Genomic DNA, 17,653 nt, shown 5'->3' with positions numbered 1-17,653 from the left:
TGTTTACAACGTTGAAACAACGTTGTAGAAAATGCCCTACCACGAAACGTCCCCGCAACGGAGAGGCCGGCTCTTGACTTCGACCGCTCGTCTCACGCTGGATCCCGCCTTCCTGATCGGCCCGGTCGAGCCCCGGCTGTTCGGCTCGTTCGTCGAACACATGGGGCGCTGCGTGTACACGGGGATCTTCGAGCCAGGGCATCCGCTGGCCGACGCCGACGGCTTCCGCACCGACGTGCTGGAGCTGACCCGCGAGCTCGGCGTGACCCTGGTCCGCTATCCGGGGGGCAACTTCGTCTCGAACTACCGCTGGGAGGACGGCGTCGGCCCTGTCGAGGAGCGGCCTGCCCGCCTCGACCTGGCCTGGCGCAGCCTGGAGGACAACAGCTTCGGGCTGAACGAGTTCATGGCATGGGCCGCGCGGGCGGGGATCGAGCCCATGATGGCGCTCAACCTCGGCACCCGCGGCGTGGCCGAGGCGCTGGAGCTGGTGGAGTACGCCAACTATCCGGGCGGCACCCGGCTGTCGGACCTGCGCCGCGCCCACGGCGTCGACAAGCCCCACGACATCCGCCTGTGGTGCCTCGGCAACGAGCTCGACGGCCCCTGGCAGATGGGCCACAAGACCGCCCGCGAGTACGGCAGGCTCGCCGCCGAGACCGCCAGGGCGCTGCGCCGCCTCGACCCGGGGGTGTCGCTGGTGGCCTGCGGCAGCTCCAACAGCGGCATGCCGACGTTCGGCCAGTGGGAGGCGGAGGTCCTGGAGTCGGCCTACGACCTGGTCGACTACATCTCGCTGCACGCCTACTACGACCCCGCCGACGGCGACGTCGACTCCTTCCTGGCCAGCGGCGCCGACATGGAGCACATGATCCGCTCGATCGCCGCCACCGCCGACCACGTGGGCGCGAAACTGCGCAGCCGCAGGAAGATCAAGCTCTCCTTCGACGAGTGGAACGTCTGGTACCAGAGCCGCTTCGGAGGTGAGGCGTCCCTGGAGTGGGCCGAGCATCCGCGGCTGATCGAGAACGTCTACGACGTGACCGACGCCGTGGTGGTCGGCAGCCTGCTCATCACGCTGCTGCGCAACGCCGACAGGGTCGGCGTCGCCTGCCAGGCCCAGCTCGCCAACGTGATCGCCCCGATCATGACAGAGCCCGGCGGCCCCGCCTGGCGGCAGAGCATCTTCCACCCGTTCGCGCTGACCGCCAGGCACGCCCGGGGGCAGGTGCTGCGCGTGGAGCCCGAGTGCGCCTCCGTCTCCACCGACAAGTACGGCGAGGCCCCCGCGATCTGGGCCACCGCCACGCTCGACGACACGGGCGAGATCACGCTGTTCGTGGTCAACCGCGACAGGCGGGGTCCGTGCGAGCTGCGCGTCGCCCTGCCGCAGGGGCTGCTGCCCGCCGAACACCTCGAGCTGGCCGACGACGACCTGTCGGCCGTCAACTCCGCCGCCGACCCCGGCAGGGTCGCCCCCCGCCCCGGCACCGGGCTGCGGATGGACGGCCGTGACGCCACCCTCACCCTCCCGCCCGTCTCATGGACCATGATCCGCTTCGCCCCCCAGGAGTAAGACATGACCACTCCCCTGTCCCGACGCTCGTTCCTCGGCCTGGCCGGCCTCACGGTCGCGGCGTCCGCGTGCGGCGGCGGCACCAAGCTCGGCTCCGGCTCCTCCGCCCCCGCGGCGCCCACGCCGACGTTCTCCGGCGGCGAGTACAGCGGCCCGAAAGTGACACTGGACTACTGGAACGGATTCACCGGCGGCGACGGCCCGCACATGCGCACGATGCTGGCGGCCTTCAACAAGGAGTTCGCCGGACGGATCGAGGTGCGCAACATCACCCGCCGCTGGGAGGACCTCTATCCCGCGATGCCCACCGCCATCGCCGCGGGCAAGGGGCCCGACGTCGCGGTCATCCACAACGACTGGATCGGCACGTTCGCCGCCAGGCAGGTGCTGATCGCGCTCGACGACGTGGTCGGCGCGCTGGAGCTGAGCGAGAGCGACTTCATCCCGGCCGTGTGGGGCGCTGGGGTCTTCGGCGACAAGCGTTACGGCATCCCGCTGGACGTGCACAGCCTGGGCGACTACTGGAACGCGGGGCACCTGGACAAGATCGGGCTCAAGGAGGCCCCCTCCGACAAAGCCTCCTACGAGGCCGCGCTGGCCGAGCTGAAGAAGGCGGGGGTGGCCAACCCGTTCTGGATGCCCAGCAAGTGGCCGGCGCACCTGATGTTCATGAGCCTGCTCTGGCAGCACGGCGGCGAGCTCTACAGCGAGGACGGCGCGAAGGCGCTGTGGGGCTCCGAGCAGGGGGTCGAGGCGCTGACGTGGATGGTCGAGCAGATCGACAGGGGATACAGCCCCGCCAAGGTGGCGATCGACACCCAGTACGCCGCGTTCAAGAACGACAAGGTCAGCTTCACCTGGGACGGCATCTGGCAGATCAACGACCTCAAGACCAACGCGCCCAACCTGAAGTGGGGCCTGTCCCCCGTGCCCACCATCGGCGCGAGCGCCGCCGTGTGGAGCGCCTCGCACAACTTCGTGCTGACCTCCCAGGCGGGCAAGGACCCGAACAAGGTGCAGGCGGCCAAGTTCTTCGTCGACCACATGAGCCGCCAGTCGACCGAGTGGGCCAAGGCCGGCATGATCCCGGCCCGTAACTCCGCCCGCCAGGACGCCGCGATCGCCGACCTCCCGCAGATCAGGCTGGCGGCCGACCTGGACGCCTTCCACTTCCTGCCCGCGCTGCCCGGTGTCGGCGACGTCCAGTCGAAGGCGCTGGAGCTGGCCGTGGCCAAGGCGGTGCTGAAGGAGGCCGGCCCGGCCGAGGCGCTGAAGGACGGTGTGGCGACCGCGGACAAGCTGCTGGCCGAGAACAAGCGGAAGTACACCAGGTGAGCCTGCTGACGAGGACCGAGGGGCCGGTACGGCGCGCCGTACCGGCGCCGTCCGTCGGCCGGATGCGCTGGTGGACGCCCTACGCGTTCCTCGCTCCCTACCTGGCGCTGTTCGCGGTCTTCATGGTGGTGCCCATCGGCTTCGGCTTCTGGACCAGCCTGCACGAGTGGGACATCAACCTGCCCGCCAAGCCCTTCGTGGGGCTGGGCAACTACGCGGACCTGTTCGATCCTGGCAGCGTGGACGGCTCGCGCTTCTGGACGGCGATGCGGGCCACCGGCATCTTCACGGTGGCCTCCGTGCCCATCCTCATCGTGCTGCCCCTGGCGGTCGCGCTGCTGATGAACGGCAGGTTCAGAGGGCGCAACGTCTACCGCGCGGTCTACTTCGCGCCGTACGTGCTGGGCGTGGCCGTCGTGGGGTTCGTCTGGAGGTACCTGCTCGACGGCAACATCGGCCTGGTCAACCACTATCTCGGCCTGGACGTGCAGTGGACCACGGACGTGCCGCCCGTATGGATCGCGCTGGTCGGCGTCACCGTCTGGTGGACCCTCGGGCTGAACGCGGTCATCTTCCTGGCCGGGCTCCAGGACATCCCCCGCGAACTGCACGAGGCCGCGATGGTCGACGGCGCGAGCGCCTGGCACCGCTTCACGGCGGTCACCCTGCCGGGACTGCGGCCCGTCACGGTGTTCGTGGTCAACGCGACCATCCTGGCCTCGGCCAACATGTTCGGTCAGTCCTACCTGATCACCGCGGGCGCGCCCGCCGACCAGACCAAGACCGCGATCTACCTGATCGCCGAGACCGGCCTGCGCCAGTTCGACATGGGAACCGCCTCGGCGATGAGCTTCGTCCTGGCCGCGTTCCTCATGCTGGCCAGCGCCCTGGTGTTCGGCGCCTTCAGAGACAGGCGGACGCCATGAGAACCGACCTGCGGCGCGTACGGCGGGCCCTGCTCCACCTCGTGCTCGCGGTGATGGCCGCGCTCTACCTGAGCCCGTTGGTCTACATGCTGTCGACCTCGTTCAAGACCCGCGAGATGGCAGGGTCCACGACACCTCAGTGGATCCCCGACCCCGCGACGACCGACGCCTACAGGGAGATCCTGGGCAGCGCGGACAGCCCCATCATGACCTGGTTCGCCAACAGCCTGATCGCCGCGACGGGGCACGCGACGCTCGTGCTGGCCACCGCCGCCCCCGCCGCCTACGCGCTGGCCAGGCTGCGCTTCCGCTTCCGCAACACGATCTTCACCGTGATCGTGGCGACGCTGTTCGTCCCGCCGGTGGTGCTGCTGATCCCCAACTTCCTGATCGTCAACGAGCTGGCGTGGGTGGACAGCCTGCCCGCCGTCATCGTCCCCGCCGCGGCGGGCGCCTTCGGGGTGTTCTTCCTTCGGCAGTTCTTCCTCACCCTGCCGGGTGAGCTGGAGGAGGCGGCCGAGCTCGACGGGTGCAACCGGTGGCAGATCTTCACCTCGATCGCGCTCCCGCTGGCCAGGCCCGCGCTGGTGACGCTGTTCCTGCTGTCCTTCCTCACCAACTGGAACGACTTCCTGTGGCCGATCTACGTGCTGCTGAGCCCCGAGGCCCTGACCCTTCCCGCGGGCCTGGGCAACTTCCAGGGCGCCAACAACATCCGCTACGACCTGCTCATGGCCGGAGCCGTGATCGCCAGCCTTCCGGTGATCGTGCTCTACCTGGTCGCCCAGCGCTGGGTCATCGAGGGCATCTCCCGCTCAGGTCTCAAGGGTTGATCCGCTCCGACGGCCGGTCCGCACGCCAGGCCGGCGGCGCGCGGTTCATCACGCTCCAGACCACTCCCACCAGCGGCCGGCGCCGCCGCGCCGGAGGGAGAGGCGGCCTTCCAGCGGCTGGTGGCGGCGGTGCGCCGGTGCGTGGACGCGGGCAGGTTCGAGCCGGTCGACCCGATGGGCCTGCTGGGCTGGTCGGTCCAGCTGTGGACGATGAGACACGGGCTGGTGAGTCTCGCCATCGCGGGCCTGCTGCCCCTTGAGCACGTTCCTCTGCACTTCGCCGACATGTCGACGCGGCTGTTCGTCGGCTACGGCGACAGCAGGGAGGCGGCGCGGCGCTCGGTGGAGCAGGGCATGCGCTGATCCGATGGCTCGTTGATCTGGTCTCCCGCGGGCTCCTCGACGATGATGTGATCACGGCATCTGGTGACAGGAGGCGGCTGTGCGTCTGGGATTGAGCATCGGCACTCTCGGCCCGGCGGCGGCCGACCCGAACGCCCAGCTCATGCTGGTGCAGGAGGCCGAGAGACTCGGCTACGACTCGGCGTGGGCCTCCGAGGGCTACGGCGTCGATCCCGCCACGACCCTGGCCTGGCTGGCGGCCGGCACCGAGCGCATCGCGCTGGGCACCGGCGTGATCCAGATGTCCAGCCGTACGGCGGTCGCCACCGCGATGGCCGCGGCCACCGTCGACAGGGTCTCCGGCGGCAGGTTCCTGCTCGGCCTCGGCGCCTCCGGCCCGCAGGTGTCGGAGGGCTGGCACGGTCAGCGCTACGAGCGCCCGCTGGCCCACCTGCGCGACTACGTCGCCGTCGTGCGGACCGCGCTCGAGCAGCGGCCCGTCGAGCACGAGGGCCCGAGCATCGTGCTGCCGTTACCCGACAGCAGGGGCAAGGCGCTGACGATGACGATCGGGCCCGTCAGGCAGCCGCTGCCCGTCCACCTGGCCGCGATGGGCCCGAAGGCGGTGGAACTGGCCGGCGAGGTCGCCGACGGCTGGCTGCCCATCCACTTCCCTCCCGAGCACCTGGCCGACACGCTCGCGCACCTGCGCGCGGGGGCGGCACGCGCGGGCCGCGACGCGTCGCGGGTGGAGGTGTCGCCGATGGTCATGGCCATGGTCGACGACGACGCCGACTACGCCCGCGACATGGTCAGACCGATGGTGGCGCTGTATCTCGGCGGCATGGGGACCAAGGGCGTCAACTTCTACAACAGGCTCGCGCACCGCCTCGGCTTCGGCTCGGCCGCCGCCAGGGTGCAGGACGCCTATCTTGACGGCGACATGGGTGAGGCCGTGGAGGAGCTGCCCGACGACCTGATCGACGCGCTGACCCTGTGCGGCACGCCCGACCGGGTGAGGGAGCTGATGGGCGCCTACCGCAAGGCGGGCGCCACCAGGCTGATCGTCGGGCTCAACGCCCCGACCATGGACGATCGGATCGAGCAGCTCGGCTGGCTGGCCGAGCTCAACTCCTGACGAATTCGGCTCCTGGGGCTCAGGCGCTGACGGGCGCCTCGGGCAGCGTGCGCATCTTGGGGATCGGCGACAGGGCGAGGACGGCCATCGGCACCAGCGCGCCGATCAGCGCCGCGACCAGCACGACGGGCCGCATCCCCACCGCCTGACCGAGCAGCCCCGCCACCAGGGCGCCCAGGGGCGCGGGCACCAGCCCCATCGCCCAGATCGTCGCGATGACCCTGCCGGTCAGCTCCCTCGGCGTCGAGGTCTGCAGCACGGTGATGTTGTTGACCATGAACACCTGCGCGCACAGCCCGACCAGCAACTGCGCCACACCCAGCATCGTCAGCGCCAGCCACAGGGGCCCTCCGGCCAGCGGCACCAGGAGCAGCGCGCTGTTGCCCACCACGGTTGACCACAGCATGGTCGGCCCTGGGCCGATGCCCTTCATCAGCCTGACCGACAGCCACGCCCCGATGAGCGCCCCGATGCCGCCGACGGCCAGCACCCCGCCCACCCACGCCGCGGGCACGCCGACGCCGTCGACGACGTAGGGGAAGTAGAGCGTCTGCAGGATGCCGATGTCGAAGAAGGAGTAGACGGCGGTGGCGATGGCCAGCGGCCTGACCTGGGGCTGGGTCATCACCCAGCTGAATCCCTGCCGGATGGCGCCGAGCATGGAGCCGCCGCCGTCGGGCTGCGGCGCCTCCTCCTTCTTCTTGATCGACAGCAGGCACAGGGCGGAGGCGACGTAGCTGGCCACGTCGATGAGGATGACCAGCGGCGCCGAGCGGGCCGCGACCAGCACGCCCGCGAGGCTCGGCCCGATCGCCTTGGAGAGGGAGTCGCTGAGCTGCAGCTTGCTGTTGCCCTCGCCGAGGTGCTCGGGCGGCACCAGCACCGGCAGGTAGGAGCGGTAGGCGATCTCGAACAGCACACCGAGGACGCCCATGACGAAGACCACGACGTACAGCCACCACAGCGTCAGCAGGTCCATCAGGAACAGCAGCGGCACGGTGGCGAGCATGAGCGCGCGCCCGGCGTCGCTCCAGATCAACACGGGACGGCGGCGCATCCTGTCGACCCAGACGCCGACGACGAAGAACAGCACCATCGGCAGCCTGGCCAGCGCGCCGAGCACGCCCATCTCCGCGACGGAGGCGTTCAGCAGCAGGAAGGCCACAATGGGCATCGCCAGCACGGTCACCTGGGTGCCGATCAGCGAGAAGCTCTCCCCCGCCCACAGCTTCATGAAGTCGGGGTTGCGCCACAGGGTGGCGGGCTCAGCCGTCGGTGAGGCCATGGTCGATGCTGCTCCTCAGTTCGGCGGCCGCGTCGGCGACCAGGGGCTCGTACAGAACGGTGAAGCGGTCGCCGAGGATCGGCGAGATGCGCAGCCTGCCGGTGATCACCGAGCTCCAGCCCATGTCGCCGGGGGCGGCGCCGTTCTCGGCCGGCGAGAACAGCAGCACGTCGCCGTCGTAGGGGTCGTGCCGGTAGTGGCCCACGGCGTGGGCGTTGGCGCGGAAGACCTTCACGAAGCGGCGGGCCTGGTTCAGGTCCGCGGTGTCGGGCTGCAGCGTGTCGGCGCGGGCCGCGGCGTCGATGACGGTGAGGAGCCGCTCCTCGGGGTCCATCCTGTGCAGGTCCTCCAGCTCGACCTGCACGGGCCCGCCGGCCAGGGCGTGCATGAGCAGGACCGCGTCGTCCTCCAGGGAGGCGCGCAGGACGGGCTCGTCGGCGTCGGAGTAGAAGAGCACCACCAGCGGCACCTGCTCGCCCATGGCCCGCAGCCGCCTTGCGCTCTCCAGGGCGATGTTGCCGCCGATGCAGAACCCGCCGAGCACGTAGGGGCCGTGGGGCCGGATCTTGAGCAGGTGCGCGACGTAGTCGTCGACCATCTCCTCCAGCGTCGCGTGCGGCTCCTCGCCCGAGGCGAGCCCCGCGGCCTGGATCGCGTAGACGGGCTGGTCGGCGCCCAGGTGCCGGGTGAGCGGCAGGTAGCGGAAGACCTGCCCGCCGAGAGCGTGGAACAGGAAGATCGGCGTACGGTCACCGGCGGGCCTCAGCGGCACGATCCGCTCGGGAGCACCGTCGTTGTCCTGCGGACGGCGCAGCTCGGCGGCCAGCAGCGCGACGGTGGGCGCGGTGAGCACGGACGACAGCGCCACGTCCCTGCCCAGCTCCTTGCGCAGCCGCATCGTCAGGCGCAGCGCCAGCAGCGAGTGGCCGCCGAGGGCGAAGAAGTCGTCGTGGACGCTGACGGCGCGCACCCCCAGCGTCTCCTCCCACAGCACGGCCAGGCGCGCCTCGAAGGGATCGCGCGGCGGAACGTACCGCTCTCTCTCCTGCTCCCCCGGGGCGGGCAGGGCGGCCCTGTCGAGCTTGCCGTTGGCCGTGACGGGCAGGCTCTCCAGCACCACCCATGCGCCCGGCACCATGTGCTCGGGCAGCCGCCCGCGCAGCCGTACGGCGAGCGCGGCCCCGTCGATCTCCGAGTCGGGGTCGAGGACCACGTAGCCGACCAGCCGCTCCTGCCTCAGCGTCACCACCGCCGCGCGGACCTCCGGCTGCGCGGCGAGGACGGCCTCGATCTCGCCCAGCTCGACGCGCTGGCCGCGGATCTTGACCTGGAAGTCGGATCTGCCGAGGTACTCCACCTCGCCGCCCGGCAGCCATCTGGCCACGTCGCCCGTGCGGTACAGGCGCGAGCCGGGCCGGCCGTAGGGGTCGGGCACGAACCGCTCGGCCGTCAGGGCGGGCCTGTTGACGTAGCCGCGGGCCAGCTGAACACCGCCCAGGCACAGCTCACCTGGCGTGCCGATCGGCACGCGCTCGCCGCGCGCGTCGAGGATCTCCATGCGGGTGTTGGTGATCGGCCCGCCGATGGGCACGGACGGCTCGCCCGGCGCGCAGGCGTGCCAGGAGACGTCCACGGCCGCCTCGGTCGGGCCGTACAGGTTGTGCAGCTCGGTCTGGGGGAGGCGCTCGAGGAAGCGGCCGGCCAGGTCGGCGCCGAGCGCCTCGCCCGAGCAGATCACCCGCCGCATCGTCTCGGGCAGCAGGGGCTCCTCCAGGAAGACGGCCAGCATCGAGGGGACGAAGTGCAGGGTGGTGATCCGCTGCGAGGTGATCAGCGAGGCCAGGTAGGCGCTGTCCTTGTGCCCGTCCGGCCGCGCCACGACCAGGCCCGCGCCGACCATCAGCGGCCAGAACAGCTCCCACACCGACACGTCGAAGCCGATGGGCGTCTTCTGGACGACCCTGTCGGCGTGGGTGAGCGGGAAGGTCTGCTGCATCCAGCGCAGGCGGTTGACGATCGCCCTGTGCGAGACCCCGACACCCTTCGGCCGTCCTGTCGAGCCCGAGGTGAAGATGACGTAGGCGAGGGCGTCGGGATGGACCTCGGGCAGCGGGCCCGCGGGGCCTGCGGCGGGGCCGTCCACGCGCAGCGCGACGCCGTCGGGCAGCAGGGCCGCGGTGCCGGCGTCCGCGAGCACCGTCCGCGCGCCCGCCTCCTCGATCATGTAGGCGAGCCGGTCGGCGGGCAGCGAGGGCTCGAGCGGCAGGTAGGCCGCGCCCGCCGCGAGGACGGCCAGCAGCGCGCGCAGCAGGTCGGGGCCGCGGTCCATGCACACGCCGACCACGTCGCCCTGGACCGTCCCCGCCGCGACCAGCAGGTCGGAGACGGCGCGGGCGCGGGCCGCCAGCTGCCGGTAGGTGAGCCAGACGCCGTCGTAACAGACGGCGGGCGCGGTGGGCGTGCGCAGCGCCTGCGCGGCGACGATCTCGTGCAGCGACGCGGCGTCGTACGGCAGGGCGGTGTCGTTCCACCGCTCGATCGAGGCCGCGTCCCGCTCCAGGTAGGGGCCAGAGGGCCGGGGATCGGCGCCGGTGTCGACGGCCTGGCGCAGCGCGGTCAGGTAGTGGTCCCTGATCGCGGCGACCTGCTCGGCGCCGAACTGGTTCCTGTCGTAGGCGAGCGCCAGCTCGAACCCCCCGTGCTCCCTCGCGCGGGTGAAGCTCGTCGCGAACGGCAGGTCGGTCTGCTCGAAGAACTCCTGGTCCACCACCTCGATGCCGGGCATCCCCCGGTAGACGTGGAAGTCGCGGAAGTCGAACAGCACGTCGAGCAGCGGCGAGCGGCCCGAGGCGCGCTGGATCTCGAACAGCGGGTAGCGCCGGTGCGGCATCAGCGCCACCTCGGCGTCGAACACCCTGCGCACCAGCGCCGCCCAGCTGGGCGCCGTGACGTCGATCCGCAGCGGCACGGTGTTCAGGAACAGCCCGAGCACCTCCTCGCCGGCCTCGCTCTCCGGACGGCCGTGGGTGACCAGCCCCGTCATCACCTCGGGCGCGCCGGTCACCAGCGCCAGCACGCGCAGGTGGACGGCCAGCAGCACGGTGCGCAGCGGCACCCGCAGGGACCTGGCCGCCTGCTCCAGCTCGGCCAGCAGCGCCGGGGGCACCGGCTCGCGCAACACCTCGACGAGGCTCTCGCCCTCCACGCCGTGGCCGCGCAGGCGGGGGATGCGGGTCTCCGGCGCGTCGGTCACCCGCTCGCGCCAGAACTCCTGCGACGCCTCCGAGGCGAGGGCCGCGCGTTCGGCCGCGACCAGCTCCCTGAAGCCGGCCGAGGGCGCCGTCACGGGGAGCGGATCGTGGGAGAGGTGAGCGTGGTAGCGGCGGAACAGCTCGGTGATCAGCGCCGCCACACTCCACCCGTCGAGGATGGCGTGGTGGAAGCTGAGGCTGAAGGCGAAGTGACCGTCGGCGAGCAGGTGCACATGGCACCTGGCCAGGGGCGGCGTCGACCAGTCGAACGGGCGTCGCTTCTCCCCCTCCGACCACTCCTTGACCCGCTCTCCCGCCTCGGGGTCGCAGGACAGATCGGTGACCTCCAGCGGGATGACCGCCGAGCGGTGCACCAGCTGCACAGGCTCGCTGAACCTGGTGAGATCCATCGAGGTGCGCAGCACCGGATGCCTGGCCGCCAGCTCGGCGAGCGCGGCCTCGAACGACTCCCTGTCGAAGTGTCCGCGAAGCGTGACGGTGGTCAGGTCGTGGTAGGTGAGCGCGCCGGGTTCGTAGGCGCTGTGGTAGAGCATCCCAGCCTGCAGCGTGGCCAGAGGGTAGGCGTCCTCCAGGCCGCTTGCCGCCCCCGTCGTGACCGTCATTCCGCCTCACCTTCCAGCATCAGCGCCAAGTCCTCGGGGTTGAGCAGCCCGAAGGCCGCGACCTGCGTCTCGGGTGGCGGCGCCGCCTCCGCCACGGTCAGGCGCGCGGCCAGTTCGCCGAGCGTCTGGTGGAGGAACAGCTGCTCCAGCCGTACGGCATAGCCCGCCGCCCGCAGGCGGGCGACCACTTTCAGGCTGCGGATGGAGTCGCCGCCGACGGCGAAGAAGTTGTCGTGGGCCGAGACCCGCTCGAGCCCGAGCACCTCGCCCCATGCGGCGGCGACGGCGAGCTCGGCGGGCCCCTCGGGTTCGGCGTGCGCGGCCGCCGCCTGGCTCAGCGGGCGGGGCAGCGCCTTCCTGTCGAGCTTGCCGCTGCGGGTGAGGGGCAGCGCGTCCATCAGCACCCAGCTGGTGGGGATCATGTGGTCGGGCAGCAGACGCGCCAGCCGCTCACGCCAGCCGTACGGGTCCGCCTCGCCCTCCGGCGCCACGTGACCGCCCTCCGGCACCGCGTGACCGCCCTCCGGCACCGCGTGACCGCCCTCCGGTGCCGGCTGGCCGGCCGCTTCCGGCACCACGTAGCCGACCAGGCGCAGGCCGGCGCCGTCCTCGACCGCGTGGGCCGCCGCCGCTCGCACGCCTGGCAGCCCCGCCATGGCCGCCTCGATCTCGCCCAGCTCCACCCGCATGCCGCGGATCTTGACCTGGAAGTCGGACCTGCCGAGGTACTCGATCTCGCCGTCGGGCCGCCACCTGGCCAGGTCGCCCGTGTCGTACAGGCGGGCGCCCTCCTGGCCGTAGGGGTCGGGGACGAACCGCTCGGCGGTCAGCCCCGGCCTGCCGGCGTAGCCTCGGGCGAGCTGGACGCCGCCGATCCACAGCGTGCCAGGCACGCCGACAGGCACGCGGTTCAGCCGGTCGTCGAGGATCTCCAGGCGGGTGTTGGCGATGGGGCGCCCGATGGGAACCACGCGTTCGCCAGGCCCGCAGGCGTGCCAGGAGACGTCCACCGCCGCCTCGGTCGGGCCGTACAGGTTGTGCAGCCCGGCGGAGGGCAGGCGGTCGTGGAAGCGGTCGGCCAGGTCGGCGCTCAGCGCCTCTCCCGAGCAGACGACCCTGCGCAGCGTCCCCGGCAGCCGCGGCTCCTCCAGGAAGGCGTCCAGCATGGACGGCACGAAGTGCGCGGTGGTGACTCCCTCGGCCTCGATGAGACCCGCCAGGTAGGCGGGGTCGGCGTGCCCGCCGGGCCTGGCGACGGCCAGGCCCGCGCCGGTCATGAAGGGCCAGAACAGCTCCCACACCGACACGTCGAAGGAGAAGGGCGTCTTGTGCAGCACGCGGTCGGCCCCGGTCAGCCCGAAGGTGTCCTGCATCCAGAGCAGCCTGTTGACGATCGCGCGGTGGGAGACGCCGACGCCCTTCGGCCTGCCCGTCGAGCCCGAGGTGTAGATCACGTAGGCGAGCGCGTCGGCGGGGACGGCGACGCCGGGCGGGGCGGGGTCCTCGGCGCCGATGACGTCGGCGTCGCGGTCGAGCAGCACGTGGACGACGTCGTCGGGCAGCGAGCCCGACGACCGGCCTGTCGAGATCACCAGCCGCGCGCCGGCGTCGGCCGTCATGAAGGCCAGCCGGTCGCGGGGATGGTCGGGCTCGAGCGGCAGGTAGGCCGCGCCCGCCGCGAGGACGGCGTGGACGGCGACCACCAGGTCGGTCCCGCGCTCCAGGCACACGCCGACGACCTGGTCGCACCCGGCCCCGAGCGCGCACAACCTCCTGGCCAGCCGGTTCACCCTGGCGGCGAACTCCTCGTAGGTGATCCACCCGGCCCCGTCGAAGCTCAGCGCGGGCGCGTGCGGGGCGCGCGCGACCTGGGCGGCCACGAGCTCGTGCAGGGCGGCGCGGGGCTGCTCGGCGGCCGTGTGGTTGGCCGACTCGATGGTGGCCAGCTCGCCCGGGGTGAGCAGGGCGGCGTCGGCGACGGGGGCCGCCGGGTCGGCGACCGCGGCCGCCAGCAGCGCGCGGAAGTGCTCGGCCAGGCGCCGCATCCTGTCGTCGTCGAACAGGTCGGTGGCGTAGTCGAGGACGCACAGCAGTGATCCGTCCGCCCGCTCCTCGACGACGAACCCGAGGTCGAACATGGCCGTGCCGGGGCGGACGTCGCGGCGCTCCAGCCTCAGGCCGTGGCCGTCGCCCGGCAGGTCGGGGGTGTTCTGGTAGGCGAGCATGACCTGGAACAGGGGGTTGCGCGACAGGTCCCGTCTGACGTCCAGCTCGTCCACCAGCACCTCGAAGGGCAGTCCCGCGTGCTCGAAGGCGCCGAGGACCGTGTCGCGGGTGCGGCGCAGCAGCTCGGTGAAGCTCGGCTCGCCCGACAGGTCGCCGCGCAGGACCAGCGTGTTGAGGAACAGGCCGACCGTCCCGTCGAGGGAGGGGTGCGGCCTGACCGACATGGGCGTGCCGAGCGGGATGTCCTGTCGTCCCGTGTAGCGGGACAGCAGCGCCTGCAGCCCCGCCACGAGCGCCATGAACGGGGTGGCCCGCTGCTCGGCGGCCAGCGCGCGCAGGCCGTCGGCGAGGTCGCGGTCCAGCTCGAACAGCAGCCGCGCCCCCTCGTGGGTCCGCAGCGGCGGCCTCGGCCTGTCGGCGGGCAGGTCGAGGACGTCGGGCAGGTCGGCGAGCGCCTCGCGCCAGTAGGCGAGGTCGTCGCCCGCGGGCTGCTCGCGCCGCCACTCGACGTAGTCGGCGTAGCCGACACCGGGCTCGGGCGGGCGCTGCCCCGCGTACAGCTCCAGCAGCTCGTTGAGCAGGATGGCCACCGACCAGCGGTCGGCGAGGAGGTGGTGGAGGGTCAGCACCAGCCGGTGCTCGTCCTCGGCCACCCTGACGAGCAGGGCGCGGACCAGCGGTCCCGTGGTCAGGTCGAAGCGGAAGGCCGCCTCCGCGAGCTCGACCTCGTCCGCCTCCCGCGCGGTCAGCTCGGTGACGGTCAGCCTGGGCCGTGAGGGGCCGGGGTGCTGCCAGGGCTCCCCGTCCAGGACCGTGACGACGTGGCCGAGGACGGGGTGCCTGTCCACCAGGGCGTCGAAGGCCGCGGCCATGGCGGCGGGGTCGAGCGGCCCCCTGATCCCGTACGCCCACGAGAGCGTGTAGGCGGGGTTGCCGGGGTCGAGGCTGTCGATGATCCACAGGCGGCGCTGGGCGTCCGACAGGGGCGCGGGCGCCGACGGGTCGGGCCTGCGCGGGATGGGCGGCGGCTCGAGCGGTTCGGCCTCGCCCGGGCCCAATTCGAGCACGGCCAGCGCCTGCGCCTCGACGGTGGTCGCCTCGAAGCAGCGGCGCAGCGGCAGATCCACGCCGAACTCCTCGAAGACACGGCCGACCAGGCGGACGGCCAGCAGCGAGTGTCCGCCCGAGGCGAAGAAGTCGTCGCGCACGCCCACGTGGTCCCTGCCGAGCAGCTCGGCCCAGATCGCGCACAGCCGCTTCTCGGCAGGGGTGCGCGGCTCGACCCGCTCGGCGCTCTCGACGGCCCGCGGCGGCGGGAGGGCCGCCCTGTCGAGCTTGCCGCTGGGCATCACGGGGAAGGCGTCCACCGCCACGAAGGCGGCGGGGATCATCGCCTCCGGCAGCCTGGAGCGCAGGTGCGCGCGCAGTTCGCCGGTCATGCCGGCGGGCCCCTCCTGGCCTGTCCAGTCGAGGTAGCCGACCAGGCCGCGCCCGCCGGGGGCGTCGTCGCGCACCGTCACCACCGCGCGCCGTACCGAGGGGTGCTCGGCGAGCACGGCAGCGATCTCGTCGGGCTCGATCCGCACGCCGCGGACCTTCACCTGGTCGTCCAGGCGGCCCAGGTACTCCAGCGTCCCTTCGGGCCGCCATCTGACGAGGTCGCCCGTGCGGTAGAGGCGGCCGCCCGCCGTGCCGAACGGGTCGGGCACGAACCGCTCGGCGGTCAGCCCGGGGCGGCCGTGGTAGCCGCGCGTCACGCCCGCGCCGCCGAGCAGCAGCTCGCCCGGCACGCCCACGGGCACGGGGCGCAGGTGGCCGTCGACCACGTAGGCGGTGGTGTTGGCCACCGGCCCTCCGATGAGCATGGTGGTCGCGTCGTGCGGCACCCGGTAGGCGGTCGACCAGATCGTGGTCTCGGTGGGGCCGTAGAAGTTCCACAGCTCCCCCGCGACCCGCAGCAGGCCGGCGGCCAGGTCGGCGGGCAGCGGTTCGCCTCCGCAGATGACGCGCGGCAGGCCGGGCGGCAGCTCGGGCAGCGCCAGCCCCGCCACCGAGGGGGTCAGCTGGACCAGGTCCACCTCGGCCGCCGCGGCCCTGACCTGCTTCGGTGTGCGCGCGGCGTCCTCCGGCGCGATCACCAGCGTGCCGCCGGACAGCAGCGGCGTGAAGATCTCCAGTGCGGCGATGTCGAACGACAGCGAGGTCATCAGCAGCGCGCTGCCGCCCCCGAGGGTGCGGACGACGTCGGTGACCAGGTTGACCACGCCGCGATGCGGCACCTCCACACCCTTGGGACGGCCCGTCGAGCCCGAGGTGTAGATCAGGTAGGCCAGGTGGTCCTGGGTGACGGTGGGCAGCGGCCCCTCGGGCGCGGGCGGGCGCCGGTCGAGCAGGAGCTCCTCAGGCCGCGTGCCGGGCAGGCGGTCGAGGAGGGAGGAGTGGGTCAGCAGCAGGGCGGCGCCCGAGTCCGACAGGAGGTAGGCGAGCCGTTCCGCGGGATAGGCGGGGTCGAGAGGCAGGTAGTGCGCGCCCGCCCGCAGCACGGCGAGCAGCGCGACGATGAGGTCGGCGTCGCGCGGCAGGCACAGCGCGACGCACGACTCGACGCCCACGCCACGCGCGGCCAGCAGCCTGGCGAGGTCCTCCGCCCTGGTGACCAGCTCGGCGTAGGTGAGCTCCTCGCCCTCCACGGTCTTCACGGCGATCGCGTCGGGTGTGCGCTTGGCCTGCTCGGCGACCAGATCGTGCAGCGGCAGCCCCGGGTACGGCGCGGCGGTCGCCGTCCATTCGTCGAGCATCCGCCCGCGCTGCTCGTCCGACATGAGCGGCAGCTCCGACAGCCGCAGCCCGGGATCGGCGGCCACGGCGGCGAGCAGGAGCCGGTAGGCGCCGGCCAGGCGCGCGACGCTCTCCTCGTCGAACAGCTCGGTGCTGTACTCGAGCCAGAGCCCGGCGCCCTCACTCGACCTGACGACGTCCATGCTCAGGTCGAGCTGGGCCGTGCCGTTGGGGAAGCGCCCCCTGACCTCCAGCGGCAACAGGTTGAAGCCCACCTGGAAGAGCGGGGTGCGGCTGGGGTCGCGTTCCGGCTGGAGCGCCTCGACCAGCCGGTCGAAGGGCGCCTCCGCGTGGTCGAGCGCCTCCAGCACGGTCGTCCTCACCCGCTCGAGCAGCTCGCCGAAGGAGGGGTCGCCGCCGAGATCGGTCCGCAGCACCAGCGTGTTGATGAACATGCCGATCAGCGGCTCGACCTCGGGCAGGTCCCTGCCCACCACCGGCGAGCCCACCGCGACGTCGTACTGGTCGGCGTGGCGGGCCAGCAGCGCCTTGAACCCCGCGAGCAGCACCATGAACAGCGTCGCGCCGCGCCGCCTGGCCAGCGCCTCCAGGTCGTCGACCAGCTCGGCGGGCAGGCTCAGGTGGTATTCGGCTCCCTCATGGCCGCGGACGGCGGGGCGGGGCCTGTCCGTGGGCAGGCCCAGATCCCGTGGCAGCCCCGCCAGCCTCTCTCGCCAGTAACCGATCTGCTCGGCCAGCACGCCCTGGGCCAGGTGCTCGCGCTGCCACACCGCGTAGTCGGCGTACTGGATGGCCAGGTCGGGCAGCCCGTGCGGCCGCCCTTGCGCCAGCGCGGCCTCGATCTCCAGCAGCTCGTTGACGAAGGTCGGCCCCGAGCTGGCGTCGAAGACCGCGTGGTGGACGACGAACACCAGGCGCTGGTCGCCCTCGGCCAGCCGGACCATGCGCGCCCGCCACAGCGGCGCCTGGTCCAGCTGGAAGGGCAGCCTGGCGTCCGCGCCCGCCAGCGCGTCGAACTCCCTCTCGGCCTGCTCGGAGGGCAGGCCGCTGAGGTCGGTGTGGGCGAGGGTGACCGGCAGTTCGGCCATGACCACCTGGACGAGGCTCCCGTCCTCGACGGCCAGGGCCGTGCGCAGCGTCTCGTGCCGCCTGGCCATCTCCCCCAGCGCCCTGGCGCACCTGTCGTGATCGGCGCCCTCCGGCAGGTCGATCACGATGTTGACGTGGTGCACAGGCACGTCGGGGTCGAACCTGGACAGGAACCACAGGCGTTCCTGCGCGTAGGAGGCGGGAAAGACGTAAGAGCCGCTCACCTGTCG

Annotated in this window: 8 protein-coding genes and 1 pseudogene; 6 read left to right on the top strand and 3 right to left on the bottom strand. The window is 72.2% G+C overall.

Annotation, left to right across the window (positions count from 1 at the left end):
* Positions 1 to 31: 31 nt before the first annotated feature.
* The 6 genes and pseudogenes from arfA to ABFX50_RS08120 all read left to right on the top strand — a co-directional run bounded on the left by arfA (position 32) and on the right by ABFX50_RS08120 (position 6,150).
* Positions 32 to 1,576, top strand: a complete 1,545-nt coding sequence (arfA, locus tag ABFX50_RS08145) for an arabinosylfuranosidase ArfA (protein WP_346144639.1) — start codon at positions 32 to 34, stop codon at positions 1,574 to 1,576.
* 3 nt (positions 1,577 to 1,579) lie between these two features.
* On the top strand, positions 1,580 to 2,911 hold the full coding sequence (locus ABFX50_RS08140) for an extracellular solute-binding protein (RefSeq protein WP_346144637.1): 1,332 nt from the start codon (positions 1,580 to 1,582) through the stop codon (positions 2,909 to 2,911).
* The gene (locus ABFX50_RS08135) at positions 2,908 to 3,837 is read left to right on the top strand and encodes a carbohydrate ABC transporter permease (protein ID WP_221241413.1); all 930 of its coding nucleotides are present in this window, start codon (positions 2,908 to 2,910) and stop codon (positions 3,835 to 3,837) included. The genes ABFX50_RS08140 and ABFX50_RS08135 overlap by 4 nt, the downstream gene beginning before the upstream one ends.
* The gene (locus tag ABFX50_RS08130) at positions 3,834 to 4,670 is read left to right on the top strand and encodes a carbohydrate ABC transporter permease (RefSeq protein ID WP_346144634.1); all 837 of its coding nucleotides are present in this window, start codon (positions 3,834 to 3,836) and stop codon (positions 4,668 to 4,670) included. The genes ABFX50_RS08135 and ABFX50_RS08130 overlap by 4 nt, the downstream gene beginning before the upstream one ends.
* Positions 4,671 to 4,751: 81 nt before the next feature.
* Positions 4,752 to 5,033 (top strand): annotated as a pseudogene (locus tag ABFX50_RS08125) (TetR-like C-terminal domain-containing protein); the annotation flags it as partial.
* A gap of 79 nt (positions 5,034 to 5,112) precedes the next feature.
* Positions 5,113 to 6,150, top strand: coding sequence for an LLM class F420-dependent oxidoreductase (locus ABFX50_RS08120; RefSeq protein WP_346144632.1), 1,038 nt, complete (start codon positions 5,113 to 5,115; stop codon positions 6,148 to 6,150).
* 19 nt (positions 6,151 to 6,169) lie between these two features.
* Here the strand turns inward: ABFX50_RS08120 and ABFX50_RS08115 are convergent, their stop codons facing one another.
* The 3 genes from ABFX50_RS08115 to ABFX50_RS08105 are packed head-to-tail and all read right to left on the bottom strand — an operon-like array spanning position 6,170 to position 17,647.
* Complete coding sequence (locus ABFX50_RS08115) at positions 6,170 to 7,435, bottom strand: MFS transporter (RefSeq protein WP_346144630.1); 1,266 nt, start codon at positions 7,433 to 7,435, stop codon at positions 6,170 to 6,172.
* Positions 7,416 to 11,309 carry an amino acid adenylation domain-containing protein gene (locus tag ABFX50_RS08110; protein WP_346144628.1) on the bottom strand — a complete coding sequence of 1,298 codons (3,894 nt, stop codon included), beginning with the start codon at positions 11,307 to 11,309 and terminating at the stop codon, positions 7,416 to 7,418. The genes ABFX50_RS08115 and ABFX50_RS08110 overlap by 20 nt, the downstream gene beginning before the upstream one ends.
* Complete coding sequence (locus ABFX50_RS08105; RefSeq protein ID WP_346144626.1) at positions 11,306 to 17,647, bottom strand: amino acid adenylation domain-containing protein; 6,342 nt, start codon at positions 17,645 to 17,647, stop codon at positions 11,306 to 11,308. Before ABFX50_RS08105 ends, ABFX50_RS08110 begins: the two co-directional genes overlap by 4 nt.
* Positions 17,648 to 17,653 lie beyond the last annotated feature (6 nt).

The organism is Nonomuraea recticatena (assembly GCF_039533245.1).
In the GTDB taxonomy this organism is placed as follows: Bacteria; Actinomycetota; Actinomycetes; order Streptosporangiales; family Streptosporangiaceae; genus Nonomuraea; species Nonomuraea roseola.
This window is presented reverse-complemented; position numbering and strand designations above follow the sequence as displayed.